The sequence below is a fragment of the Niastella vici genome (genome assembly GCF_002077945.1).
Taxonomy (GTDB): domain Bacteria; phylum Bacteroidota; class Bacteroidia; order Chitinophagales; family Chitinophagaceae; genus Niastella; species Niastella vici.
In genome coordinates, this window is the sequence record NZ_LVYD01000049.1 from 1 (window position 1) to 25,408 (window position 25,408).

13 protein-coding genes are annotated in these 25,408 nt (G+C 49.9%); 3 read left to right on the forward strand and 10 right to left on the reverse strand.

Annotated elements, in window-relative coordinates; translation table 11 throughout:
• Positions 1-216 precede the first annotated feature (216 nt).
• From A3860_RS18760 to A3860_RS18770, 3 genes are read left to right on the forward strand one after another with little or no spacing between them, the layout of a single operon-like run.
• A complete protein-coding gene (locus A3860_RS18760; RefSeq protein WP_081148389.1) occupies positions 217-2,028 on the forward strand; it encodes a fumarate reductase/succinate dehydrogenase flavoprotein subunit in 1,812 nt (603 codons plus the stop codon).
• Positions 2,029-2,033: 5 nt separating this feature from the next.
• Positions 2,034-2,789, forward strand: coding sequence for a succinate dehydrogenase/fumarate reductase iron-sulfur subunit (locus A3860_RS18765; RefSeq protein WP_081148391.1), 756 nt, complete (start codon positions 2,034-2,036; stop codon positions 2,787-2,789).
• A 3-nt stretch (positions 2,790-2,792) separates the two neighbouring features.
• Entirely contained in the window at positions 2,793-3,290 is a 498-nt protein-coding gene (locus A3860_RS18770; RefSeq protein WP_081148393.1) for a hypothetical protein, read from the forward strand.
• Positions 3,291-3,476: 186 nt separating this feature from the next.
• On the opposite strand, the gene A3860_RS18775 is transcribed toward A3860_RS18770, so the two are convergent.
• The 10 genes from A3860_RS18775 to A3860_RS18820 form a co-directional block, all read right to left on the reverse strand.
• On the reverse strand, positions 3,477-7,910 hold the full coding sequence (locus A3860_RS18775) for a hypothetical protein (protein WP_143774174.1): 4,434 nt from the start codon (positions 7,908-7,910) through the stop codon (positions 3,477-3,479).
• Positions 7,911-7,960: 50 nt separating this feature from the next.
• The gene (locus A3860_RS18780; RefSeq protein WP_143774175.1) at positions 7,961-8,302 is read right to left on the reverse strand and encodes a hypothetical protein; all 342 of its coding nucleotides are present in this window, start codon (positions 8,300-8,302) and stop codon (positions 7,961-7,963) included.
• A 46-nt stretch (positions 8,303-8,348) separates the two neighbouring features.
• Positions 8,349-8,837 carry a hypothetical protein gene (locus A3860_RS18785; RefSeq protein ID WP_081148399.1) on the reverse strand — a complete coding sequence of 163 codons (489 nt, stop codon included), beginning with the start codon at positions 8,835-8,837 and terminating at the stop codon, positions 8,349-8,351.
• Positions 8,838-8,840: 3 nt separating this feature from the next.
• Positions 8,841-11,591 (reverse strand): ADP-ribosyltransferase domain-containing protein, encoded by a 2,751-nt coding sequence (locus A3860_RS18790; protein ID WP_081148401.1) that lies wholly within the window; start codon positions 11,589-11,591, stop codon positions 8,841-8,843.
• A 21-nt stretch (positions 11,592-11,612) separates the two neighbouring features.
• Positions 11,613-13,808 (reverse strand): fibronectin type III domain-containing protein, encoded by a 2,196-nt coding sequence (locus tag A3860_RS18795; RefSeq protein WP_158085306.1) that lies wholly within the window; start codon positions 13,806-13,808, stop codon positions 11,613-11,615.
• Between the two features lie 93 nt (positions 13,809-13,901).
• On the reverse strand, positions 13,902-18,152 hold the full coding sequence (locus A3860_RS18800) for a hypothetical protein (protein ID WP_081148405.1): 4,251 nt from the start codon (positions 18,150-18,152) through the stop codon (positions 13,902-13,904).
• Positions 18,153-18,177: 25 nt separating this feature from the next.
• Complete coding sequence (locus tag A3860_RS18805; RefSeq protein WP_081148408.1) at positions 18,178-19,983, reverse strand: hypothetical protein; 1,806 nt, start codon at positions 19,981-19,983, stop codon at positions 18,178-18,180.
• 15 nt (positions 19,984-19,998) lie between these two features.
• Complete coding sequence (locus A3860_RS18810) at positions 19,999-22,101, reverse strand: fibronectin type III domain-containing protein (protein WP_081148410.1); 2,103 nt, start codon at positions 22,099-22,101, stop codon at positions 19,999-20,001.
• A 526-nt stretch (positions 22,102-22,627) separates the two neighbouring features.
• The gene (locus A3860_RS18815; protein WP_081148413.1) at positions 22,628-23,227 is read right to left on the reverse strand and encodes a cob(I)yrinic acid a,c-diamide adenosyltransferase; all 600 of its coding nucleotides are present in this window, start codon (positions 23,225-23,227) and stop codon (positions 22,628-22,630) included.
• A gap of 10 nt (positions 23,228-23,237) precedes the next feature.
• A complete protein-coding gene (locus A3860_RS18820) occupies positions 23,238-25,400 on the reverse strand; it encodes a TonB-dependent receptor (RefSeq protein WP_081148416.1) in 2,163 nt (720 codons plus the stop codon).
• Between the last annotated feature and the right edge of the window lie 8 nt (positions 25,401-25,408).

Here is a 25,408-nt window from a genome sequence, read left to right on the forward strand (position 1 = left end):
TACCGGTTACCGGGTACCAGTTGCCGGGGGCTCAAACCAGTTACCGGTTACCGGGTACCAGTTGCCGGGGCAGAACCAGTTACCGGTTACCGGGTACCAGTTGCCGGGGCTCAATTTTGGGGAGGTTGATTATTGACAGGCATTCCGCATTAAAGGCCCGGAAACCGGGAACTGGCAACCGGTAACAAACGTATTCACATTCACGAAATTCAAATCATGTCTACTTACGACACATATGATTATGATGTACTCGTCATCGGCGCCGGAGGCGCCGGCCTTCGTGCGGCCATTGAAGCGGCGGCCCATGGGGTGTCGGTAGGGCTCATCTGCAAATCGCTGCTGGGCAAGGCGCACACCGTAATGGCCGAAGGCGGTATTGCCGCGGCCTTAAGCAACGTGGATGAACGCGATAACTGGCGCGTACATTTTGCCGATACCCTCCGCGGCGGACAATACCTCAACAACTGGCGCATGGCCGAACTGCATGCCAAAGAAGCGCCCGACCGCGTACGCGAACTGGAAGCCTGGGGCGCCCTGTTCGACCGCACAAAAGACGGCCGCATTCTCCAACGCAATTTCGGCGGCCATAAATACCCGCGCCTGGCGCATGTGGGCGACCGTACGGGCCTCGAAATGATCCGCACCCTGCAGGACCATGGCATTCACCAGGGCATTGATGTGCACATGGAATGCACTATTATTTCCTTGCTGAAAGGGGGCGAGCGCATCGCCGGCGCGTTTGGCTATGAACGCGAGAAAGGACAGTTCAAATTATTTCGCGCCAAAGCCATTGTTATAGCTACGGGTGGCATTGGCCGCGCGTATAAAATTACCAGCAACAGCTGGGAATATACCGGTGATGGCCATGCCCTGGCTTATAATGCCGGGGCCGAACTCATGGATATGGAGTTCGTGCAATTTCACCCCACCGGTATGGTATGGCCGCCCAGCGTACGTGGCATCCTGGTAACCGAAGGCGTGCGCGGTGAAGGCGGTATCCTGCTCAATAACGCGCACCAACGCTTTATGTTTGAGGCCATCCCCGAATTGTATAAACAACAAACAGCTGATAACGAAGAAGAAGGCTGGCGCTATACACAAGGCGATAAACAGGCAAAACGGCCACCCGAATTACTTACCCGCGATCATGTGGCCCGTTGCATCGTTCGCGAGATCAAAGAGGGCAGGGGCAGTCCGCACAACGGCGTCTTTCTCGACATCTCCTGGATAAAATCAAAAATTCCCCATGCGGCAGATTACATAAAGAAAAAACTGCCCAGCATGTACCACCAGTTTAAAAAACTGGCCGATATCGATATCACCAACGAACCCATGGAAGTGGGGCCCACCACGCATTACATGATGGGCGGCATTCGCGTTGATGCCGATACGCAAATGAGTACCGTACCGGGTTTGTTTGCCGCCGGTGAAGCCGCTGCCGGCTTGCACGGCGCCAACCGCCTCGGTGGTAATTCATTGAGCGACCTGCTGGTGTTTGGTAAACGCGCGGGCGAGCATGCGGCGCGATTTGCTGCAGCCAACTGGCCCGCCACTATCGATGAACGGGAAGTAAACAGCATAGCCCGGCAGGTGCTGGAACCGTTTGAACGCACCACCGGTGAAAATCCCTTTCAGCTGCAATACGACCTGCAGGAGGTGATGCAGGATCTTGTTGGCATCGTTCGTAAAGAAGATGAATTATTACAAGCAATGGACGAATTGCAAAAACTGCAGGCGCGATACGGCCAGGTAAAAGTAGTAGGGAACCGCGAATACAACAACGGCTGGCATACGGCCCTTGACCTGCAAAATTTACTGACCGTTTCGGAAGCCATTACCCGCGCGGCCATTGAACGGAAAGAAAGCCGCGGCGCCCATTTCAGGGAAGACTACCCGAAAAAAGATGAGCAAACGGGCAACTGTAATTTGATCATTGTAAAAGGCAAGGGCGGGGAGATGCTGGTAAAAAGGGAAACTCTTACCGCTATGCGACCTGACCTTATTCAAATCATTGATGAGATGAAATAAAAATTATGAAAGCCGATTTTCACATATGGCGTGGCGATGCATCGGGTGGAAAATTTGAAATGTATTCCACCGAAGTGGCCGAAGGCATGGTGGTGCTGGATGCCGTACACCAGATCCAGGCCGAACAGGCCAATGACCTGGCCGTACGCTGGAATTGCAAGGCCGGCAAATGCGGCTCCTGTTCGGCAGAAGTCAATGGACTGCCCAAACTCATGTGCATGACGCGACTCAGTGAGCTCCCGCTCGATAAACCGGTGTTGTTACAACCCCTGAAAGCCTTTCCGCTGATCAAAGACCTGGTAACCGATGTGTCGTGGAATTATAGCGTAAAGAAAAAAATAAAAAAATTCAAACCCCGCGCGCCCGATGCCAAAGACGGCACCTGGCGCATGTACCAGCAGGATATTGACCGCGTACAGGAATTCCGCAAATGCATTGAATGTTTTTTGTGCCAGGATGTTTGTCATGTGCTGCGCGAACACCAGCTCTATGACCGGTTTATTGGCCCGCGGTTCCTGGTGTATACCGCTGCGTTGGAAATGCATCCGCTCGATATAGAAGACCGTATGGATGATCTAAAGAAAGCAAACGGCATCGGCTATTGCAATATTACCAAATGCTGTACTTCGGTTTGCCCTGAAGATATTACCATTACCGACAACGCCATCATTCCGCTGAAGGAAAGGGTGGCCGACCGGTTTTATGATCCGGTAAAAAGATTGTTTCGACTCTTTCGCTCAAAGAAAACAATTAAATCGTAAACCATGTTTCAAATAAAACATATCGCCCGGGAATGTATTCCCGCAGCGCTTGAAAAAGCAGAACGCTACCGACTGTTGAACGAACCCGCATTGGCCGAAAGCATCTGCCTCGACATCCTGGATGCAGATCCGCAACATGCAAAAGCCATTATTACTTTACTATTGGCCATTACCGATCAGTTCGGCACGGCCGATCCGGCCGATATAAGCCGGGCGCGTCAACTACTGTTGCGGCTGCCAAATGAGTATGAACAAAAATATTATGCAGGCATCATTTGTGAACGGGAAGGCCTCTCCATTTTCACCCGGGGCATGCGCGGCAGTCATTTTGCCGCGTACGAATGGCTGCGCGAAGCCATGGAATTATTTGAAGAAGCGGAAGCCATACGCCCGCCCGGTAACGATGACGCCCTGTTGCGGTGGAATACCTGCGCCCGCCTCATTATGCGGCATCAGCTGGAACCGGCTGAGGAACAGTATGTGGAGCCTCCACTAGAGTAAGTTTTTTTGAAAAGAATAATTTTGTTTAATTGTAACGTAAGGAATGAATAGGGTAATGAAGTATGAAGTAAGAGGTAAGAAGAGTCTCAATGCCGGGCCTCGCTATTTAGTTTGAGTCTCGAATTTCGGGTTCTTCCTACTTCCTACTTCCTGCTTCATACCTCCTACCTCTTACTTCGGCTTATATTAAAAACTGATCTGCAATTGTTTCGTAGAAGTTACTTTATGTATACCAGGAAGCATATACTGCACCTTCACCGGATAATTGCCCGGCAACAGATCGGTAAACTGTTGCGCGCTCAGCAGGCGGCGCGTGGCTTCGGGCACATTTCCATTTAACTGTATGTACTGGAATGCCGCTGCATTGCGCAGGTCAATGAAATCCTGGAACGCATACCAACTCAGGTAATATTCCAGTTGTAACTGGCCGCCCTTCGCATTGGCATAACTGTTCTGCAGGTCGTCGGTGGTGAGCGAGTAATCGCCCGGTGCACCCAGGTTCCGCCAGTTAACCGCTTTTAACGGACCAACGCCTTTCTCTTTTTCATCGCGCCAGCTCACATGCAGGCCACTGCTTCCATACAGCTCATACATCAACGGGTTTTGCACATTGCTGTACCAGGCCGCTGAAGGCAGCGCCACAGTTTGCACCAGCGCCGGTGTTAGCGTGTCTTTGCCGTACAGTTCCAAATGATCAAAGGTTTCGGGGGCGGAACCGCGTTTGGCCAGCACGTACAGATTACCGGTGGCAATATCGAACAGGTCCTGCCAGCTGTTGAGCCCATCCCATTTGTCGCTGAACGCGGCATAATTACTGGTACGGAAATAATTGTTATACAGGTTGTGCTCGAGGTTTTGGGTAATAGTACCGGTCAGGTTGTTGCTGGTAACGGTGACCGCATTGTCGGCATCGCCGGTTGTTTGGGCATTCTGCGTTACGTTGCGGTCAGCAGCGCCGCTCTTCGCGGGCTTTTTTACAAAGTCAAGGTTGTAAATAGTGCCCAGTGCCATGTTGGGTGGTATGGTATAGCTGATGGTGCGGCTGGCGTCATTGTACGTAAATGACGTTTCCACCGGGCTGGCCCCGTTCAATGGGCTTAACCGCGCTACATACGTATAACTGCCGCCCGTATCGCTTGCCTGGAACAAATAGGGCTGCCCTCTCTTCAGCTGCATATAGCCCTGGCCGTATTCTTTGGGGTGGAAATTATATTGTTCCTTCACCGGGTAGCTGTAGGCCACGTTGTTTTCCGGAATGGTGGTGGGCGCCTCGCCGGTGGTAAAGGAAATAGTTTTGCTTTCTTTGGCCGGCGTACCATCATCGTTCATCAGCGGCTGCCAGGCGCCGTTCACTTTCTTTTCCCAATGCAGGTTCACCGCAAAACGCAACGCCTGCTGCGGCGGCAACACATCGGGCGTACCGATGGCCACTACATCATTGCTGCTGTTCCATTGCAGGCTGCCACTCACCGGCGTGTTGCCGTTGTACAGGCTGGCCTCATCCAGTTTAATGCGATAGCTTTCCATTTTGTCGTCCATATTCATCATCTTCATTTCCTGTTCAACAGGTACATTAAAGCTCACCTGCGGATAGGTGAATACATCAACGCCGGTCAGCTTATCATCGGGTTTCAGGTCCTGGATCACTTTGATGTCGCCGATCTCGCTGCCGCCGGTTACCATTTCACATTGGTCGCCGATGGTGAACTTGATCTTGAAACTTCCTTTTACGGCGCCACACAGCACGCTGTACCGGCCGCCAAACTCGCCTTTGAACCAGGAGGGGTTGGGCAATTTGGCCTGTAACAACGCGGCCAGCCCTGCATTAAAGATGGTAAACGATTTGCGGCCAACTTTAATACCCGCTTTGGCCTGCAGGTAAGCATAGGCCTGACCGGTAGCGTACCAGCCATTCCAGCCTATTTCACTGCTGCTGCCTTTACAGGTAACGCCGGTATACTGGCGGATCATGATATCGGCGCCGGCGCCGGCTTTTATAGAGGCGAAGAAAGGCGTAAGGCTAACATCGATGCCCACCTTTATGCGGGCGCCAAAGGCGATGCCGCGGCCGGTGGCATACGCATCGAGGGCGCCGCCAATATCGAGATCGGTTTCACCCAAAATATCTTTTACTTCCTGCGGGGGTGGGGGAATGCTTTCAATTTTGGTGCCCATCATAAAATAGCTCTGCGACTGGGCCAGCCCCGCAATATCAACACCCATGGGTTTGCTGGGGCGCCCCACATAAATGTACCAGTCGTGCGGATCAAAATGGATCACCGCTTCGCCCACCATGCCGTTATCGATGCCCTTGATGATATTGGCGATATTGAGGTAGGTGAGCAGGTTGGCATGGAAGCTGTGGTTGTCGTTATCGTACAGTACTTTCAGTTTGGCCCAGAAGGCTGCCTGCGGGTTGGACCCACTGGAAGCAATAGGCGCGGACTTTTGGAATTCAGGTAACGAGATATCAAATGGCTGAACCGGGCTCAGGAAATACGCCACACCGGTGAACTGAATGAACTTTAACCCACCGCCGGTGCGAAACGCCATTTCCAGGATGGCATTGCCATTGAATGATTTCTCGCTTTGCGAAGCCATGGTAACGCCGCTCACTAAATGAAGAGCAGTCGTAGAATCGGGCAGGTAACCGATTTGCGTCGATGTCAGGCTTTTCTGCATCATGGGATCTGCCGCATCGGAACCGCCTTTGGCCGCCGCATTGAATACGGCCAGATCGGGTTTATCGGCGATATTATCGGGTTTCGACATATGGTAACTCACGCCACCCATGATACCGGTGAGGTACAACGATGGGGGATAGATGGGTACCTTGCCCAGCGGGGCATAAATATCGAAATGGAAATAACGGAAAGTTTGTTTGCTGCCGAAAATGGCATTGATGGTAACCGGATCTTTCAGGATGGGAATGGTGAGCGATAAATTACCGCTGAACGCATTGCCATACACCGGGTCATCTTTCATGATATCTATATAACCATTTACCGCAAACGCGCTGATGCTGATATCGACCTTGATCTTGCTGACGTCGATACCGGCAAATTCAAACTTATGCGAGGTAAAGGTGACGCCTTTGTCGTTGGTCTCTTTCTTTTCTACCACGGCGGCTTTCGCAAAGAACTTCACGCCCACCGAATTGGTGTTGTCGCTGGCGTTCATAATATTCAGGTTGGCCATACAGCTTAACCCGAATTTACCACCGCCGGCCTGCAGTCCGATCTCGGTGAACGAAATAGGGAAATTGCCCAGCGTGGCCTGGTTACAGGCAAAGTCGAATTTACCCGCCACCACATAGGGCGATTCGGTGATCAGTTCCAGTCCTTCAAAGCGAACGCCTTCCACATTCAGTATGGGTTGATTGATGGCGCAGGACCCATTTAACAAGGCGCGGCCATAGGTTTTGCCATTGATGCGGCCGAATTCAACCAACGAATTCTTGTTCAATGACAGGGTGCCGCCCAGTGGCATATTAAATTTGCGGTCACTGGGCAGTTCAACCGAAAAGCGGTAATCCCAGCCATGCGCTTCGTTTTCGGCAATGATGGCGGTATATTTCATGGAATCGGAACCGAGGAAGGGGATGTTGAGATTGCCACCCAATCCACCACCGATGAGCTTGCTCTGCAATAATGTTATATAGAGGTCCTTTACCGACAACGGCCAGCTGGAAGCGCTTTCGCCCATGTTGAGCACATTCTTGGCGGCAATGGTGCCGCTCACGCCCTGGTCGTCGACCAGGAAATCATACGCCTCTACGGTCTTGCGGCCGGTTTTGCCGGCGAGGAAAGCGGGCAGCCCCACCGAGACCTTTTTCACATAAAAGCCACGCCACAGATTGATATCGCCGGCGAATTCCTGTTGATAGGCCGACGGGAATTGCGCATTTGGCGGACTGGCCACATCGCTGAAATCGGCCGTGAGATCGTATACGGCGAAGGAGAGGTCCTTTGCCGTAGGTAAAGTAAACGGTGATATACTTGTAGTGACCAGGAAATTTTTGGGGTCGGTAATATCCACTTCAAATTTGGCGGTTACTTCCGACACGCCATCATCGATGAGGGAGTCGGGGATGATGAGGGAGCGGTCGAAGGTGAATGTTCCCTTCAGGTGTACTTTTTTGAAGCCGTTACAATCCCATTCCACATAGTTGCCGCCATCGGGCAGCAGGTGCAGGGTAACGTTATTGAACACGGGGAACGATACTTCGGAGATGAGCATCAGGCGGGCCTGGCTACTGCCGCCAATACCGCCGGGATTGAAGGCGATGTCTTTGGCGGCGAAGGCCAGCTTTTTGGTGGTTTGCGGAAAGTCGATGGCCGCATAGGCGTTGAAGAGCGCGCCCCTTGGCGTGAGTTTGGCCGAATCAACACAGATGACTACGCGGGAGCCGCCCACCTCGGCGGGTATGCCAACGGGTAGCTGGCTTTTGGCAGCGCCCTGCAGGTCACTGACAAGTCGGTTGTCGTTCACCAACTTACTACTGAGGTTGATAGCATAGTTCACCCGGGCGGTATCGCCGGTTTTGCTTTGCGCAAATGTGCCGGCCCCTGCCAACAGGAGCATACACAACAGGTGTAGGGTTGTACGGATAGTTTTCATAGAAGTATGTTCTGTAGGGCGAAATGGGTCAGTCGAAATCAGTTATTATTTTACGTTGCTTTTATCCGTTTTTCATATTCCTTCCAGTCAAAATAAAATCCTAACAACGGCACAACTTTTTCAAATAGCGAATCAAAATCCGGCTCCTTTTCCTTCACATGCTGGTACCATGCAGCAGAAAACTCGCTGTACTCATCTGCAGTAGCTTCTCCCTGCGTGCGCATGCCACGATGAATACTGGCAAGCCAGTATTTAATTTTTTCATCGATGGTAAAATGAGGGTATTCTTCCAGCCAAAAAGATTCCGCTTTTTTCTTACCGGCTTCTACCAGGTCTTTTTGTTTCTGAAGGATACTTTTTTCTTCATCGCTTAGTTCGAAATTGTTACTCATAGTATAGATTGTTCTATAGGTCAGGGTTCGATTAAATTTCCAAACTTTATATTTCATACGGTATTTGCAACAACATCATATACGCATTCACTAATTCCTTAGCTGCTTCTTCGTCAGATTTAATCTGCTCAAATAAAGCTTTAATACATATATTATCATGAATATTTATGTAATCATTGCTGTCCAAAACAATTAATAAAGTCCTGAAAAGGGGCTGATATAAAGAGCTGATATTTATCAAAATCTTTACCTTTTGGACCAGAAGAATATACTGCTTTTTATATAAATATTTATTTTTAACATCTTCCGGATATTTTTGGAAAAACTTTTCAGTTGAAAATAAGTCTTGATCCCTTTTTTTTCCCTTTTCCGTATCACTTAGCTCATTCCACTCAATTTGAGCTATCTTTTTTCCCAGAAACAGCCTTTTGTTCAATAATGCAATGGTCTCATAGGTAGAAGGGCTTATTTGCAATTCTGATATTTTAGCCTCGACATCTGAAAGTTGTTTTTTAAAATCTTGAACTGTATTCATAAGTTATAATTCTTTTAAAACTATTGTCCAAATCATAGGATAACCGTTAGCATCTTCAAACCTGACATCAGGATGTAATTGCATATCTGATTTTATTACTTCAAAATTTGTTTTGCTTTTAATTAAAACCTCGGCTTCCTCAGGCAAAGTTGACGCTTCCTGGATTAATTTACCACTTTTCCCTTCAATTTTAATTATTATATTAAAGTCTCTCATCCTGCTTGATTTAATAAAGTCGTTTACGTTGTTCGCACAGGATACAAATCCGTTTTCTGTTACAACCGTACCTACTTTATACAGATCCTTTACTCTATCTAAATCTATCTCTTTAAGCCCCCTCCATAAAACAGCCTGTTGCGGATAAGCAGGCAATTTGCTAAGAGCCTGGTTTAATGCCTTTTCATATTTGATAAAGAAATCTGTCATTGTAATTTCACCTCTCAGCGCCTTATTAAATTCTTTATACCCCGCATTTGTAGTATAATATTTTATAACTGCTTCTTCCTCGAGCATAATGTATTGGCCAAGCTTCCTTAAAGAAGGGTCAGAAAGCAATGCTTGTTTGTACGACGCCAGATCGCTGTTTTGAAATAATACGGCCCATTCGGATTCTTCCAATACACTTTGGATCAACTTCATCCCCGCCTTATCCATTGCAACTGCGGCATCATCAATGGCATCGGCCTGCCGGGCGAATCTTCTTGCCAGCTCTATATCTTTTCTCATTTGTCCGATCGCTGCAATAACAGCACGCCGCTCAATTTTATCGGCGAGGTATTTAAGCGCGCCTCTTCCCAAATAGGCGCCACCATACCAGGAGCCCAGTGTGTTGATTGTTCCAAGCACATCCAGGCCATCATCGCCCCATCTTTCTTTAACATATGATCTGAATTCAGTATTTGTGCATACCAATGAGGCTGATGTAGCAAGCACATCACCTGCTGCCCAGATCCTGGCGCCTATGCTGGTAGCGGTAGCGAAGGTGCCAACGCCATTTAACAGGGAGACCACCATTAAAGTGGTGTGTGCCTTTTTTATCGAACTCATTTTAAAATCAGTACTTACCAACCATTGCAGGTATAAAGCCGGCACGGTCACTATTTCGCCCGGTACCGGGTAGGTTCCATTCGGCTTTTGTACAACAAACTCCAGTTTATCACTGTAAACAAACTGCACCGGAGTGAACGGCTTACAATCAAAATTGTCCTCGGAAGAGGATATTTTCTGATACGAACCATCACTAAAAGAATATTGTCCACAGGAGATCTTGAAATGCAGGCCCTTACTATAATCAATAGATTGATCAAAATCTGTTTCCTGAACAATAAAGGTTGCGACATCCTTTTTGGTATTGTGAAAATCGAACAGGGCATCGCTGATGTCGTTTTTATTTTCATCCCAATACCCTACACTTGCCGCCATGCTGGCAAGCGCATAAATTACCCCGGTATAATTATCCTCGCCCCCCGCATCATGCAGCCGGTCGACTAACTTCTTAAAGTAGATGGGATCATTAAAATATTCCAGTAATTGCGTTTTATCCGATTCCCTGACGCCGCCAATGGCATCAATGACCATGTTTTCGCAGGCATTATTCATAAACATCCCCTTGGCATCGTTGCAATCGGTCTTGTTCAACAGATAGCTCAGGATACATTTCCGGGTTTCCCAGTTTATATTTGAAAAAAGGATCGGGTTGCGGAAGGGCGCGGTCTCCCAGTCGCCGGTAGGGGCATTTTTATAAGTGGCCGCCAGTTTGCCCAGGATAGTTTCTTTTTCCGCATCGGGGCGGGTGCAAAAATCATCGGGTATTAAGGAATTCTCCTTCTGATAAAAATAAACAAACGCATTGGTAACGTCCTTCATCAGCTTGTTACGCTGCTCGGTCATATTCGCCACGCTTATAAGGTCGCTGTTATCTCCATCCAACGCAAGGAATTGCTGAAGCGAGGTTATTTCATTTAATACGGCTGAGCTTTTCTTATACAAACAACCATCTTCCATGAACATGACCGGCCGGGCAGCTGATGTTGCAGTATTCAGCATGTTATTGGCATCGGTCGTGTTGCCTTTCAGATAGCTTTCCAGCGTTCCATCTTTAAAGTCAATGTCGAACAGGAACCATTTGTAAATGATTATTGTTTTATCGGTCTTTGAGATGGTAATATTTTTCTTGCCCTGTACCGTCTCGAAAATGGCCTTTGTTACCCGCTTGTCATAATCCTGGAGCACCGCTTCATCATTTGTGCCTGTAGCATAGGGTGCATTGGTTGCCGTGGCGGGCATATTGTCAAACGAAATAGAGCGCACCTTTTTCCAGTCAAGGTCCATATCCACATCTGTTTTTGAAACATCAGGCGTATAAAACATGCCTGCTACCATAAAGTAGATCTGGAAGTCCTTGTATTTTTCAGGAAGGTATTGCTCCCGTAACTTGTTTATATAGTCGTTGATGTGCTCTTCGTATTTTGTGTCGAGCGCCAGATAATTGTCGAGTAACAACTTGCTGGCATTTTCACTGGAGAACCAGGCATTAAAGAACGGGATATCTCCGGCGTCTTTTATGTAATACTTTTTGTTCTTATGAGTTTTGTTATAGGTCACCGTGGCCACGAATTGCTTCGACAGCCGGTCTATCACTCTTTCATTGAATTGCTGTTTGCCGGTTTTAACGCCGGGATTATTGGCAAACGAGTTGTTAAAAGCCGCACCGGCAAAGGTCAATACCAATAAAAGCGCAACTATGTTTCTCATACAAATCTTTTTATTATCTGCTTATAGTTGTTTTGAAATGGTGATCAGCATGGTTTGTAATTTGTCGTGGAGCTTTTGCACCAGTTCCTGCTCCGGTACTTTCTGCTGATACAGGTCAATAGCATATTTCACCAGCTCTTTTCCTTTGATGGCATTGTCGTCTTCAAATGAAGGCTTGTCGTTTTCGCCATAATAACTGAACAGGCTGTTAACCAGGATAAAATATTTGGAGGCGATGGTCTTCAATCTCGCTTTCGACAGGTCTTCCAGGTTATCGATACCGCTGTTTCCGGTAATAGTGGTTTTCCGTAAGATTACCACTGCTACATCATCAGCCGCCTCATTGTTGGTAGTGGCTGATTTTGGCGTACTCGCATTATCTTTCTGTAACGCATCCACTTCCGCTTTCAGCTGTTTGATTGCCTTCAGCATGTATTTGGTAACGTTATTGGCCATTTCCGCCTTCTGCTGCTCCAGCGTGTCAATGGTTTTCTTGGAATCGTTGAACTGCTTCTCCGCCGCGTCCATTTTGTCTTGCGCAGCCTGTTTGGCTTCGGGCGTGGTGGCATTGCTATAGGCCTGTTTGGCCTCGGCATAAGCGGTTCTTGCGTTATCCATTTGCTGCAGGGCGCTGTTCAGGCTGTCGTTCAACACCTGCGGCAGTTCCTGTTTCGCCAGCTCTTTTACCTGTTCTTCCAATTTTATCCAGGCCTTATCATCGCCATTCACGGTACTGTTTAACAATTGCTTGATACCATCACTAAGGTTTTTGATAACGGTATTCACCGTTTGCGTGCTCGCCAGCCATTTATCAACCCCCTCACTGTCGAAGATCACTTCACCGGCTGTTACCTGCATGGCATCATCTATCTGAATATTGTTGAAGGTGACGCTGAACGTCATACCCAGCATGAACGGGATGGTAACCGTACCGGTACCGCTGTAATAACCCGGTTGCCCCTGTTGAATGTTATCGAGCGTTAACTCAAATGTGCCATAATGCACAATGTCATTATGCATACCCCGGGTATAGGGCTTGCCGTTATAGGCGGCCAGTATACCGGCGCTCTCTTTACAATCAACCACCTTCTTTTGCGGCGTGGTAAAGTGAACAATATCGCTGTACATACCTGAACTGGCGCCCTTAATGCCCTGCACCCGCGTTTCGTACGTGGTATTCGCTTCCAGGTTGCTTACAAAAAATACCGTATCGGTAAGCGTATTGTTGAACCAGTTGTTGTCGTTACCCTGCTTACGGTAATACACCGTGTATTTATCGTAGGAGATATCCTTATCGGGTTGCCAGCCTATTTTGGCGTTCTTTTCCGTCATGGCCAGGGCGTAGATCTTTAGCGGCTGCGCATTGTTCCAGTTCACACTGCTGTCGGTACTGTACGTAAAATAACAGGGCTGGCTGAACCCGTTATTCTTAAACGCCTGCTGCCCCTTTTCATCCACGGCCTGCACCCGCCACACATAATTGAATCCCGTTTGCAGAATGGGCTCGCCCGGGCCATACACCACCGTAGTAGCCGAAGTACGGGTGGTATAAATGGGCGCCACGTTCTGCACAATATCATTAGGATTGCGGTTGTCGCGGTTCTCATACACACTCAACTCATATACCGTGCTTTGGGCCGCGGCATTGCCCATGTTCATGGGCACCCAGCTAAAGATCACCTGCTGGGGCATTAACGCCCGCACCTGCATGCCACAAGCCGGATAGTTTAACATCGGCGGCTCGGGCAGGGCCAGAAAATAATTACCGCAATTGTTCTGGCTTACCGCCACATCGGGCCGGCTATAGTCATACGCAGTAAAGCAAATAGATGTATAGCCCTCCGGCAAATTGGGATTGGCCACATACCGGTCGCGATTGAAATTCACGAAGTCGAGGTGATTGGCATCGAAATACGCTTGCAGGTCGGCTCCATCGAGGATAACCGGCGTGCCGGGCGCCACGGTAATGGGCGTTGGCTGCCAGTTACGGCTGGTGCGGAACAGCACCTGTCCATTCACGCTCACCTCCATACGTAAAAAGAAACGGTACGAGGCTTGCGTAAGGTCGCGCTGCAGCGCAATGATGCGCAGCTTTTCGTTGCCGGGCGACACATAATCTACAATACGGCTGGTATACGGGGGCACCAGCTGCACGGTAATATCTACCGGCGCCACCTGTGCCCACGCTGCCTGCACCAGGCAAAACGCACTCATCATAAACAGCACGCATCTTTTTAACCGGGCTGAGAAATACGGGCTCCTCATAGTCATTGGTTCGTTCAATGTTTTTTAATAGGGTACGTGTTCTGTTTATTTGGCGATCATTATGGGTACATCACGCGCATCATCATCAGTGAGTACTTTTATAAATACCAGTCCATTGCCCACATTCGATGGCAGCGACACGGCCTCCGACACCTCGCTGGTATAATCCCATTGCTTGTTCCACAATAGCATGCCCGCCACGGAATAGATCTTCACCAACAACCGCTGTTTTTTAAACAGTTTTACTTTCAGCGTAAAATTGCCGGTATTGGGATTGGGCGCCGCCACCACCGTATCGATACCATAGTGGTTGTTGTAATTGTTCACCACATTGGGATCGTATGGATTAATAGTGATCACCTTGCTGGTGGTGAAATCGCAACCGCCAAACCAGGCCTTCATGATCACGGGGTAACTGCCTTCCTTAGGGTATTTAATGAGCGGACTGAACATATTGTGATCGATGATCTGCGCGCTGGCATCGAATGTCCATTGAATGGAATCGGGCTTTGGCGTACATACCTCCAACACCTGCAGCGTATCGAGCGCATTTTGATTGGTGCTCACCAAAAAATTCAGGGTGGGGTTGGTGCCGTTCACCGCAATGGTGGCATTACCTGCCCAGGTACAACCATTGGCATCTTTTACGGTAACGGGGTAACTGCCTGCAGCGATATTGTTGAACTGCATAGTGCTGCTGTAGGCTGTACCGCCATTGATGGAATATACATACGGCGCGGTACCGCCCTGTGCATAAAATATAATATTGCCAAATGGATTGTTGACGCAAACCGGCCGGGCAACCGTAGTGGCCGACAACGGTTGCAACGGCTGTGCTACGGTATAGCTGGCAGTGTAATTACAACCCTTGCTATCGGTAATGGTCACTGCGTAGCTGCCAACTGGCAGGTTGCTCAACACATTACCAGTAACCGTACTGTTCTTCCAGGCATAATTATAGGGCGCCACACCACCGCCGGGCGTAAGGCTGATCTGTCCGTCGTTGCCATTGTAGCATAACACATTGCTGATGGCCGCCACGCTGGTGATGGGGGCATTGAGGTCAACAATGGTTACGGGTACCGTATTGGTACAACCATTTACATCACGCGACAACACCTGGTAGCTGCCTGAAACCAGGGCGCTGAATACAGGTGATGGCTGGAACGTGGTGCCATCGATGCTAAAGCTATATTGCGGGGTACCGCCGGATGTTGCAACAGTTACTTCACCTGCTTTGCCGCCCGCACAATCATTGTTGCGCTGACTGCTGATGGTTACCTGCATTTGCGCGGCCGGTTGTGTTAAGGTAGCGAAGGTGTTGACCACGCAGCCGCGGGCATCCTGCACCGAAAAAGTATGCGTGCCGGCGCCGGTGGTAACGGGTGTGGTAGCGCTGTACGCTCCATTGTCGACCGCAAAAGTATATCCGGTGTAGGTGCTGCCATTGCCACCGGTTGCCTGTAACTGCACCACACCATTGGTGCTGCCGTAACAGGGCACATTGAACCCATTATAATTGGTAAGGGTATAGTTTATGGCCAATGGATTGGCAGGCGTAGTGATATCCACCGTTTGATTATACAGGGTCCTGCAGCCTTTGGCATCGCTTACTTTCAGCTGGTAGCTGGCAGCCGGCAGGGCCGTTGCCGCGGTAAAGGCATTCCAGCTGGTTCCATTATCGGTTGACATTTCATATACGTAACTGCCATTTCCACCGCTCGCGGTCATTTGAATGGAACCGGTTCCGCCATAACAAACTATATCGGTACGGTTCACCGCGGTGATCGTAAGGGTGCCGGGTTCAGCAATGGTAACAGTATTGGAATAACCGGTACAATTGTTTTGATCGGTTGTCAGCAACCGGTAGCTGCCTTCGGGCAGATTATTTTCCGACAAACCGGTGCGGCCCGCAGGCAGCCAGTTGGCAGCCTGGGCATCCCATAACTGCCATTGCAAATTGTACCCGGGCGTACCGCCGCCGACACTGGCCTGCAGGGTGCCATCGCCTTTGCCGTTACAGGTAATATCGGTAGCGCTGGCCACTATATTCAACGCCGGTGGCGCCCAGATGTCGATGGTTGATGCGTAAATAGTTGAATCGAGACAGGAAAGGTCTGCATTGCGCACCCAGGCGGTGTAGGGGGCTGCCGGTAAATTGCTGAAATTACCGGTAGTGGATTGCAGGGTAACATTCGTGAGATTATTTCTTATAAAGAAGATATATCCGTTCTGCTGTCCGCCGCTTGCTTCAAGCGCCAGCGTGCCGAGGGCATCGTAGGAGCAGGTATTGTTGGTTTTACCTTTAAACGTGAGCACCAGGGCCGGTGGGCCATCGATGGTGATTGGTTTTTCGGTAGCTGCACAGCTCGCCGCGGCGGTGTTCTTAACCGACACCGTATAATTGCCTGCGCCAAGGGCGGGAATTTGCCAGGTGGTGGCGGTGCTGGCCAGTTGTTGGGCGACGGTATTGCCGCTATTGTCGTACAGGTAATAATCGAAGGTGTTTGAACCGCCCGCTGCAGTGACCTCAAGAGCGCCATTGGCGGGGTTATTACAATCGGTGGCCGATGCGGTGGTGGTGATGGTCACGGGCAAAGGTTCACTAAGGGCAATGGTGCGTTGCACCAGGTGACCGCAACCATCGCTGGTGCTCATGGTATAGGTGCCGGCAAGCAGGGTCTTAAACTCGCCGGTGGCATTGGTGATGGTATTGCTGCCCGCGGTCAAGGTAAAGGTATAGGGGGCCAGACCACCGGTATCGGTTACCTGTATAAGCCCGTTGTTGCCACCGGGGCAACTGATATGTTGGATGGTGATGGGCAGCGTATCCATCACCGATAATTTGGTAACGGAAACAGGGTAGGTGCGTGCACAGGCGCCCGTGGTATTGCCGGCGTTGGCGATCCACAGCGTATACTCGCCTTCGCCTATGCCCGTGATGGTATAGGCGCCGCCCGAAAAACGGCCCCAGGCGCTTACATCAAAGCAGGTGCCCTGTTCGGGATCGCAAGCCGTAGTATTGCCGGCCCCGTTGCGTAAGATATACCGGTAATTGCCATCGCCACCGCTAACACCAGAAATGGTAACAGTGCCATTGGGCGCACCCGGGCAACTGGGCGTAACTGATACATTGCCTACTATAGGTGCGGCGGGCAGTATGGTAATAGTGAACGGGAACTGCACTTCGCCGCGGTGCGAACCAAAGGTGCCATCGTAAGCCCCGTTATCGTAGGTTTTACTGGCGTAGATGGTATGCACGCCGGGCGACAGATCGGCCGGATTCAGGGTGGTGATGTATTTGGTAACAATACTATACATGCCATACGACCGCTGATAGTCCTGGGTATAGTTGGGAAAATCAGGGTAGTTGTAGGTATAGATAGGATTGTCAAGATCATCTGTGTAGTATCCGCCACCGGGATAGCTCCAGTCGGTTACCCAGATCTGTGGGTAACTAACGGTGTACATACCGTGATCGTACTGGTATTGCTCGGTGAGGTCGGGGAAGTCGGGGAATTGCCAGGCGGTATCCAGTTGGTTGTCGACATTAAAATTTACCCCGGAAACGGAAAAGTAATTGGGCAGGTAGTAGGTGGTACCTGCGTCCTGGCAAACACTTAGAAAGTCAGCAGCATTAGCATTCCACTTTGGCAATTCAACTGTATAATTAAAAGAACGCATCAGGTTGTAATGTTCGCCGCAGAATGTTTTTGCATTTTCATGCCCGTACAAAACCTCGTTGATGGTGGTGGTTTTGCCACCGTCGTTAACCGATGGCGTGATCCACAGGTCCTGCGGGGTGCAGGGGTCGTTCCAGGTGGTGCCGGTGGTAAAAATTATGCCCAACCGGGAAAACACTTTGTCAATAGGCGTCGTTTGGGAAATTTTGCTGATAGGATAGGCGGGGATCCTCCAGGAACGGGTAAATGAATGTTCCGGATCATAATAGAACAATTTATCATTATAATAGGGACACCAGGTAACGGCGTCTGAAACAAAGTCGTAACCGGCCAGCAGTATACCATCGTTATTGGGAATAATACCCCCGTTCTCGGTAAACTCCGGATCGTTGCGCCGGTACGGGTTCACCCCCCAGGGATTATACCCCCAGTTGGCATCACTATGGGTAGTGGCTGCATACCAGATCGTATGGGCGCTTACGCTCACATCACAACCGGGGCATTGCGCACGCAGCCCCATGGCCAGCACGAGGCCCACCAGGGTAAGCCATACTCTTTTACCGTTTGTACAACGCCGGTATATCAATTCAATAAGGTTTTGTTGGGTCTTCATAATCGTACGGTTTTCATCTTCTTTTTTAAAAACTTATCACATAGCCGGTGTTCACGGTCCATTCTTTATAAGCGGCATTAGCGCCATAAGCGCCTTTGCTGGTGAACTGGAGGTTACAGTTGAATGTATGCCGGGGTTTATTCACCAGTTTTGCATTGGCTGGTTTACCGGGCGTGGTGGGCATGGCTGCCGGCGCCTGTTTGGCCAGCGGCAGGCTGAAACTGGCCCCCAGCCGCGCATTGAGCACATTGCCCGCGTTATTGCCATTGATAGTGGTGGCATTATAGGTAACGCCCGCATTTACGGGCAACAGCTTATGGATAAACCCTTTGGTGACCGTAAGGCTGGGCCCCAGGTAATTGGTTTTTATCTCCTGCACCTTGTTGGTATAATAGTTAAAGGCAGCCGACACGCTGAAGGCATGGGGCACCTGCATATAAGTATACCCGGTATTGGTGGTGAGGAAAGTGCTGGTGCTGGCCGTACTGGTGGCTGCATTGGTTTCGTCCTGCGCCTGCTGACGGCTTACGGTTAACAGAATGCTTTGCCGGTTGTTGTTGCCGCCCCACATATACATGGCCATTTGCGTGAGCGTTTGGTTGATCTGGTAAAAGTTCAGACTGTCGAGCCCGTTCACATAAAAGGGATCGCTTTGCGGCCTTACCCGCGTGTGCATGGTAAAATTGGAAAAGTTAGTATTGAAGCTCCAGTGCTGGCTGGGGTTGAAGGCCAGGTTGCCGGAGGCTACGATGCGTTTATTGGTGGCGTTCTTTGAATGATCGAGGTTATTGCGTTGCACGCCCACATTGGCGCTCAGGTTGATCTTGCCGTGCCACAAGCCAATGGCCGGCGCTACGGTGATATTCTCGAGGTCGTTGTTGGTATAATAGGCGCCCAACGATGTATAGCCCGGCGCTACGCGGTTGTACTTCAGCTGCAGATTAAAGCGGCTGAACATAAGCCCGGCTGAAAGGTCCACCGCATCGAAATACGACGTGTTGGTCTTTTTGGGATACAGGGCCGCCAGCAGCGAATACGCGCCACCGGGTGTGCCGGTGCTTTCTTTATCAACCGTGCCGTCGCGGTTATCGGTGGTGAGGGCCGACAGGGCATAGGTGGCATCGAAACGCAACCAACGGGTGACCTGTGTTTTTACCTTGAGGGAGGTGGCGAGGTTACTCTGCGGGAACACCGTCGCTGTTGGCGGAATTACCGGAATAGAATTGGGATCGTCCTTTGCCTGCAACGCACTCAGCTCAACGCCCCATTTTCCCTTGTCGATGCCGGCCAGGAAACCCATGGCATTGCGTTTATACGCCATGGCGGAAGGGTTCTGCGGATCATAGGGTACGGCCTGTTGCAGGGTACCCTTCATGGCCATGAATTTGAACTGCCTTGGCGTAAGCTCAATACCATAACCGGTGAACACATGGTTGGCCAGCGTATAGTCATTGAAGTTCATATAGCCTGAACCCAGGTGCAGTTTGGCCCATTTATATTGCGGAATTATTTTTATGCGGTTGAACGGTTGCGAATAACTCAGCTGTGCGTTGGTGTAACTGAATGATAAGGGCGCCGAAATGCCAAACAAATTAAGGTTGATGGAACCGGTGGCAAACCAGTCGAAGGGATTGCGGCGCGCGGGGATGCCCGATGCCGCATAGGCCACGGAACTCAGGTTAAAGCTGCCGTTCATGTGGATCCCTTTTTTAAAACCAACCTGGTCCACCGCATCGAGGGTGTACTGTGCCGAAGCGGTATGCCCCAGCACCAGGGCCGCCACCAGTACAGCCAGGAATTTTTTTTGTAATAAGGTATCTTTTTGTTCCATAGGGTTCGGGGGTTACTAATAGATCACTTCTTTCACCGGGCTTAGCTGGCTGTGTTTACCATCGTCGAATACAGCCTTGATCTTATAGCCATAGGTGTTGTTGATATTTATTTCCTTATCGGTATACTGCTTTTCATTGCCCGTCAATGTGCACAGGGTGGTGAAGGCGCCGCCGGCTTTGTTGCGGTAGATAATGTATTTCTGCACGCCGGTAAGCGGGTATTCCCATTGCAGTTGAATAAGCTGTTTGGTTCTGTCGGCTGATGCCTGGTTAAACTGCACGGCTTTGCGAAAGGCCGGGTCAAACAGCACGAGGCCCGAGCGGTTTACGCTGCGGTTGTTGCTGCTGTCGATGGTATACAGCAGGTATTGATAAGTGTTGCCTGCCACCACCGCCGTATCGGTGTAAAACAAAGAGTCCTGTTTTGAAGGTGATAGTTGTGCCAGCAATACGGGTTCTTTTGAAGTGGCTGTATTCAGTCTTTCCAGGCGGTACATCATTACATCAGGACTGTGCGTGGCCAGCAGGGCCAGTTGTACCGTTTCTCCCTTCATAAATGCATTGGCAATGACGGCCGGCGCCGGTGCTACGGTGTCGGGTCGTTTCAGCATCACCGTATCTGAATAGTGCGAGGCATTGAAATAGCGGTCAACCGCCAGCAGGGTATAATACACATGCGTGGTGAGCGTATTTAAATTGAGTGCATCCTGCCACACCGTATCAGCATAAGGATGGCGGGTGATCTCTGTGAACTCTTCCTTTAACCCATTGGCGCGGAACACGCGGTAACCCAGCAGGTCGGCTTCGGGATTGGCCTTCCAGCGAAGGGTCACTTTCCCCAATGAGTCAACGACGGCTTTTATGACCACCGGTTTTATGGGGGCAATGGAATCTTCGCCCATATGCAGATAGGGGAGCGATGTAAATGTCTTGTTGTTTTGTTTATACACTACCGACAACTTATAGTAATTGCTTACAAAATGCACCGAGTCGGTATACCCGTTCTCAACAGGTGATAACATATTTTTTGTAACGGGGAAATAAGGGCCTTCCGCTTTATTGGCTACCAGCAAATGCAGGCCTGCTGTTTTGCGGGCAATGCTATCGGGCAGCCGCCAGCATACGCGCACCTTTGCGCCGGGTACATTGTAAGCGCTGTCGATATGCGGCCGGTACACCGGGATAATGAAATTGCGCTGCGCCGCCCGGGGGGAAAAGGCGCTTTTGTCGCCAAACGCATTGATGCCCCGTACGCGGTAATAAATGGAATCGGTATTGGTTTGAAACAACGAGTCGGTAAACGTGGCCAGGGTAGGCGTCTTACCTTTCGACATTTGTACAAATGGTAATTCGGTTGCGGGTGAATAATGTATGCCATCGCCTGACCGTTCAATTTCATAAGCGGTGTAAAAGCCGGTCAAATGTTCGATGTTCCATTTGAGCGTGGCGTAATTGTCGCTTATTTCCAGATCGGGCATGCCTATGCCGGGCATGCGCCGTGCTTCGCCACCCACACAGAACACCGCGCCTTCTATATAAGGCACTTCTTTTTTCAGCGCTTCGGGTATATTGATCGTTATTTTATAAATGTAACGCTCGCCATTTTGAACATGGTTATCGGTAAAGGCCAGTCCCGCCGCCTGTGCAGCCCCGTAATCGAGGTCGGCTATCAACAGCGCAAAACCAAACCGTTGGGTCAACTGGGAATTGCGGCCGGCAATACTGCCGGTGCCACTGGCTGCCACGGGTGTGCTGTCGTAGATGAGTGATGCCATTACGGCGATCATGGAATCTCTTTCGGCAAAGGTTTTTAGTAAGGCCGCGGGGGCGGGTTTTACCGGTGCAGCGGAGATCAGTTCCTGTTTGGGGGAACCGGCGGGCAGGGTACCGTCTTTGGAGACCGAATACTTTGTTATGGTATAACCATACCGGTTACCCAGTTGCCACAAAAATGCCGAGGAAGGCGCCCAACGCAAACGCATGGCGTTGCCTTTTCCATCGGTGGCCACATAAATAAAATCGCTGGCTTTGGTCTTTTGCGCCCGGCTCAACAGGGGCATAACAAACAGCGTGATACAAAGGACTGGGGTCAGCCTTTTCAGGGTGTTAAACGTCATAGGGATCAGGGTCATTTACACAGATACAGGATTATAGGAATAGTACCCCCGGCCCCCTAAAGGGGGAGACCAGAAAAAATACATTTTGTCCGTGAATGCTTATCGGTTGTTATATGGTTGCAATTGTTACGTGTAAGTTCTCCCATTAAGGAGTAGTATATCGGGCAAGTAAGTACGCGATTGGTGTGTAAACATTCTCATGGCGTCTATGGTTTTTAGTAAGGGTATCGGGATCGTGGCGCTAAAATAGATAAATACTTTCCTTTATGCCAGCTTTTGCGCCCCGAGTTTGTAACTGTGTTGATTTGGCCTTTTTTCGTGCAGATTTTGGGGAAAAGCGCGTTTGTTGGGGGATGGTTAATGGGTATCGGAATGTATGATAGTGGTATAATGGAAAGTTTGGAGAGAATAGGAAAACGAAATAGGAGGTAGGAAGTAAGAAGAGTTTGAATGCCGGGCCTCGCTATTTGTTTTGAGTCTCGAATATCGGGTTCTTCTTACCTCTTACTTCCTACTTCTTACTTCATTAGCTTTCTTGCTTATTATCTGGTTCTTTATCCTTGAACCGCTTATACAAAAACAACTTCCACTTCTCTTCAGCCACCCCGGCCTTATCCATTTCGGCCCGGGCCAGCGTGAAGAAAAGATCACTGAGCCTGTTTACATAAGCCGCAATGGCTTCATGCACTTCGTCTTCTTTCATCAACGTTACCAGCCTGCGTTCGCCGCGGCGGATCTGGGTGCGCACTACGTGACAAAGCGCCGAGACCTCATTACCACCCGGTAATAAAAAATAATCAGAAGGCGAGGTCATGGCATTTTCCAGTTCATCGATCCAGGCTTCACAAAAAGCCGCGCCGTCAACGGGGATGGGATTGGTGTTTATCTTTTTGGTGTCGGATGGCCGCGCCAGGTGCGACATCATATCCATGAGGTCTTTCTGGATGCGGTGCAAATTCGATTGCCATTCGTGTTCATTGCCCAGTTTGGCACGTAACAGTCCGATCGTGGAATTGGCTTCATCGAGCGTACCAAAGCATTCAACGCGGGTATCATCCTTGGATACGCGCTTTCCGCCGAACAAGCCGGTTGTGCCTTTATCGCCTTTTTTTGTGTAGATCTTCATGGTGATTATTTTAGAAAGTGATGGTATAACGAACATTGACATTGCGGCCGGCCAGGTTGAACCCACGCTTTTCGTAATAGTTTTCGTCGGTGATGTTATTTACAAACACCCCCAGCGTATGCTTTTTGGCAAAAGTATACCCTGCATACCCGTCAACCACCATAAATTCAGGATACACGATCTCGGGTGATTTGGCATCATTGAAATCGGTGTCCTTGCGGTGGCCCACATAACGGCCGTTTATGTGCAGGGCAATTCCTTTTTTGTTATTGTATTCCACGCCATAGCTGGCAGTGAGGTTGGCAATATTGTAAATGTCTTTGGCGGTTTTGGCGCCGTTGGTGGCAATGGTAATTTCCTGTGCCTCGACTATTTTGGTGGCATTGATGAATGCCCGTAAGGCATACCGCTTATTTTGCAGCGCGCCAAAATCATACGAGAGCTCGCCTTCCAGTCCGCGGATCTCGCCTTTGTTGGCGTTGATATACGTGGTGCGGGAACTGATGGCATACCCGCTGGCCGTGGTATCGGGTGTGGTGGGCACGGTCTTTTGCGTGGTGATGCGGTCTTTTACATCGGTATAGAAATAAGTGAGGTCAATAGCTAAGCCTGATGGATGCTGATACCGGAGGCCGCCATCCCAGCTGATACTGTTCTCATTCTTCAGATCGGGATTGCCCTGGGTTACCGTGGCTTTGTTACCGGCAATAATTTCTGAATAACCGGCTACATTATACGCATCGGGGGTTACATAGGCGCGGCCCACCGTGGCATGGATCGTGAGGTCTTTTAACAACTGGTATTGCGCGGCGAGGCTTGGACTGAAAAATGGATTGCTTTCCTTACCGGGGGCATACGTATCGAGCAAGGGTGTTTTCTTTACGTCGTACGTAATGATGTCGTACCGTACACCGGGATTGATGATCAGTTTATCGTGCAGAAAGCTCAGTTGTCCCTGTACATAGGCGGCGCTGAACACCAGGTCGTAATTGGGCGAAAATGGCGCTTTTTCCGTGCGGTTGGCGTTGTACGATTGTGAGGTGGTGGTAGCCCGGTTGTGGTCGATACCAACAATGAGGGTATGATGGCCCAGCTTTACTACATCTTTCAATTGAACGCCCGTCCATTCGGCTTTGCTTTGAAAAGAGAGGTAGGGTACAATAAGATTGCCACCCGATACCAGCGTGTTGTTAAAATTCTTTTCACTGGCTGCATAGGCTCTTACACTTACTTCCTGTTTGCCGAGCGTGCCGGTAATGCTGAACTCGCCGTTGTACCGTTCTATGTCTTTGGTACTGGGCTGTGCATTGCCGTAAAAGATATCGCTGGGCGATTCTACATTTTTAGCTACAAAGCGTTCTGCTTTGGCATTCAACTTCCAGTTGCTGGTTAACTGGTAGCCTACGCGTACACTGCCGGTGTTATAATTGAGGCGGGTGTATTCGCGCCGTAATCCGTCGGAACGTTTGTCGTCGATCACCACCGGGCTGTCGAGGTAATTGGCAGTATAGGTATCGGCATGCAACAGTTTCCGGAACACATTCCCATTGCCCAACTTCATGTTCTTGTTGCGGTCGAAGCTGGTAAAGGAAAGATCGAAATCGAGTTTCTCTGTTATGTTGCCACCTGTAGTAACGGTTCCTTTGAAGGTTTGGAAGGAACCGTATTCGGCCGATACGCTGCTGCGGATAGCGCCTGCCGATTTGCGGGTAATTACATTCACCACGCCACCCATTGCCTGCGAGCCGTATAAGGCAGAAGCTGGTCCTTTCAGTACTTCGATGCGTTCAATATCAGAAGGGTTGATGGTGGCTAAATTGCCGGTTCCGGCCGGGCGGCTATCGATCAACAACAACACACGCTGGTTCAACCCGCCTGTTTGCGGGCGGAAACCACGGATACCTGTACCTGCCAGCAAGCCGGGGTATTGTACAATATTTACGGATGCATTTTTTTTGAGCAGATCGGTAAATTCCGTGGCGCCGGTGTTTTCGATGTCTTTACGGCTGATAACCGTGATGCTTTGCGGCGTTTTATTGCTGAGTACTTCGGTACGGGTGGCGGTTATCACCACCTGTCCCAGGGTTTGTGTTTTAACAGTGTCTGTTTGTACGTGTTGGCACAAAGCAGTAGTGGTGGCCAGCGTGGCGCCGGCCAGTAACAAATGTTTCATGTAATTTT

What these genes read in the sequence shown, in the direction of transcription:
- A3860_RS18760 (WP_081148389.1), top strand. Translation starts at nt 217, where the DNA reads ATGTCTACTTACGACACATATGATTATGATGTACTCGTCATCGGCGCC.
- A3860_RS18800 (WP_081148405.1), bottom strand. Translation starts at nt 18,152, where the DNA reads ATGAAGACCCAACAAAACCTTATTGAATTGATATACCGGCGTTGTACA.
- A3860_RS18770 (WP_081148393.1), top strand. Translation starts at nt 2,793, where the DNA reads ATGTTTCAAATAAAACATATCGCCCGGGAATGTATTCCCGCAGCGCTT.
- A3860_RS18805 (WP_081148408.1), bottom strand. Translation starts at nt 19,983, where the DNA reads ATGGAACAAAAAGATACCTTATTACAAAAAAAATTCCTGGCTGTACTG.
- A3860_RS18795 (WP_158085306.1), bottom strand. Translation starts at nt 13,808, where the DNA reads ATGATGAGTGCGTTTTGCCTGGTGCAGGCAGCGTGGGCACAGGTGGCG.
- A3860_RS18775 (WP_143774174.1), bottom strand. Translation starts at nt 7,910, where the DNA reads ATGAAAACTATCCGTACAACCCTACACCTGTTGTGTATGCTCCTGTTG.
- A3860_RS18810 (WP_081148410.1), bottom strand. Translation starts at nt 22,101, where the DNA reads ATGACGTTTAACACCCTGAAAAGGCTGACCCCAGTCCTTTGTATCACG.
- A3860_RS18785 (WP_081148399.1), bottom strand. Translation starts at nt 8,837, where the DNA reads ATGAATACAGTTCAAGATTTTAAAAAACAACTTTCAGATGTCGAGGCT.
- A3860_RS18820 (WP_081148416.1), bottom strand. Translation starts at nt 25,400, where the DNA reads ATGAAACATTTGTTACTGGCCGGCGCCACGCTGGCCACCACTACTGCT.
- A3860_RS18765 (WP_081148391.1), top strand. Translation starts at nt 2,034, where the DNA reads ATGAAAGCCGATTTTCACATATGGCGTGGCGATGCATCGGGTGGAAAA.
- A3860_RS18780 (WP_143774175.1), bottom strand. Translation starts at nt 8,302, where the DNA reads ATGAGTAACAATTTCGAACTAAGCGATGAAGAAAAAAGTATCCTTCAG.
- A3860_RS18790 (WP_081148401.1), bottom strand. Translation starts at nt 11,591, where the DNA reads ATGAGAAACATAGTTGCGCTTTTATTGGTATTGACCTTTGCCGGTGCG.
- A3860_RS18815 (WP_081148413.1), bottom strand. Translation starts at nt 23,227, where the DNA reads ATGAAGATCTACACAAAAAAAGGCGATAAAGGCACAACCGGCTTGTTC.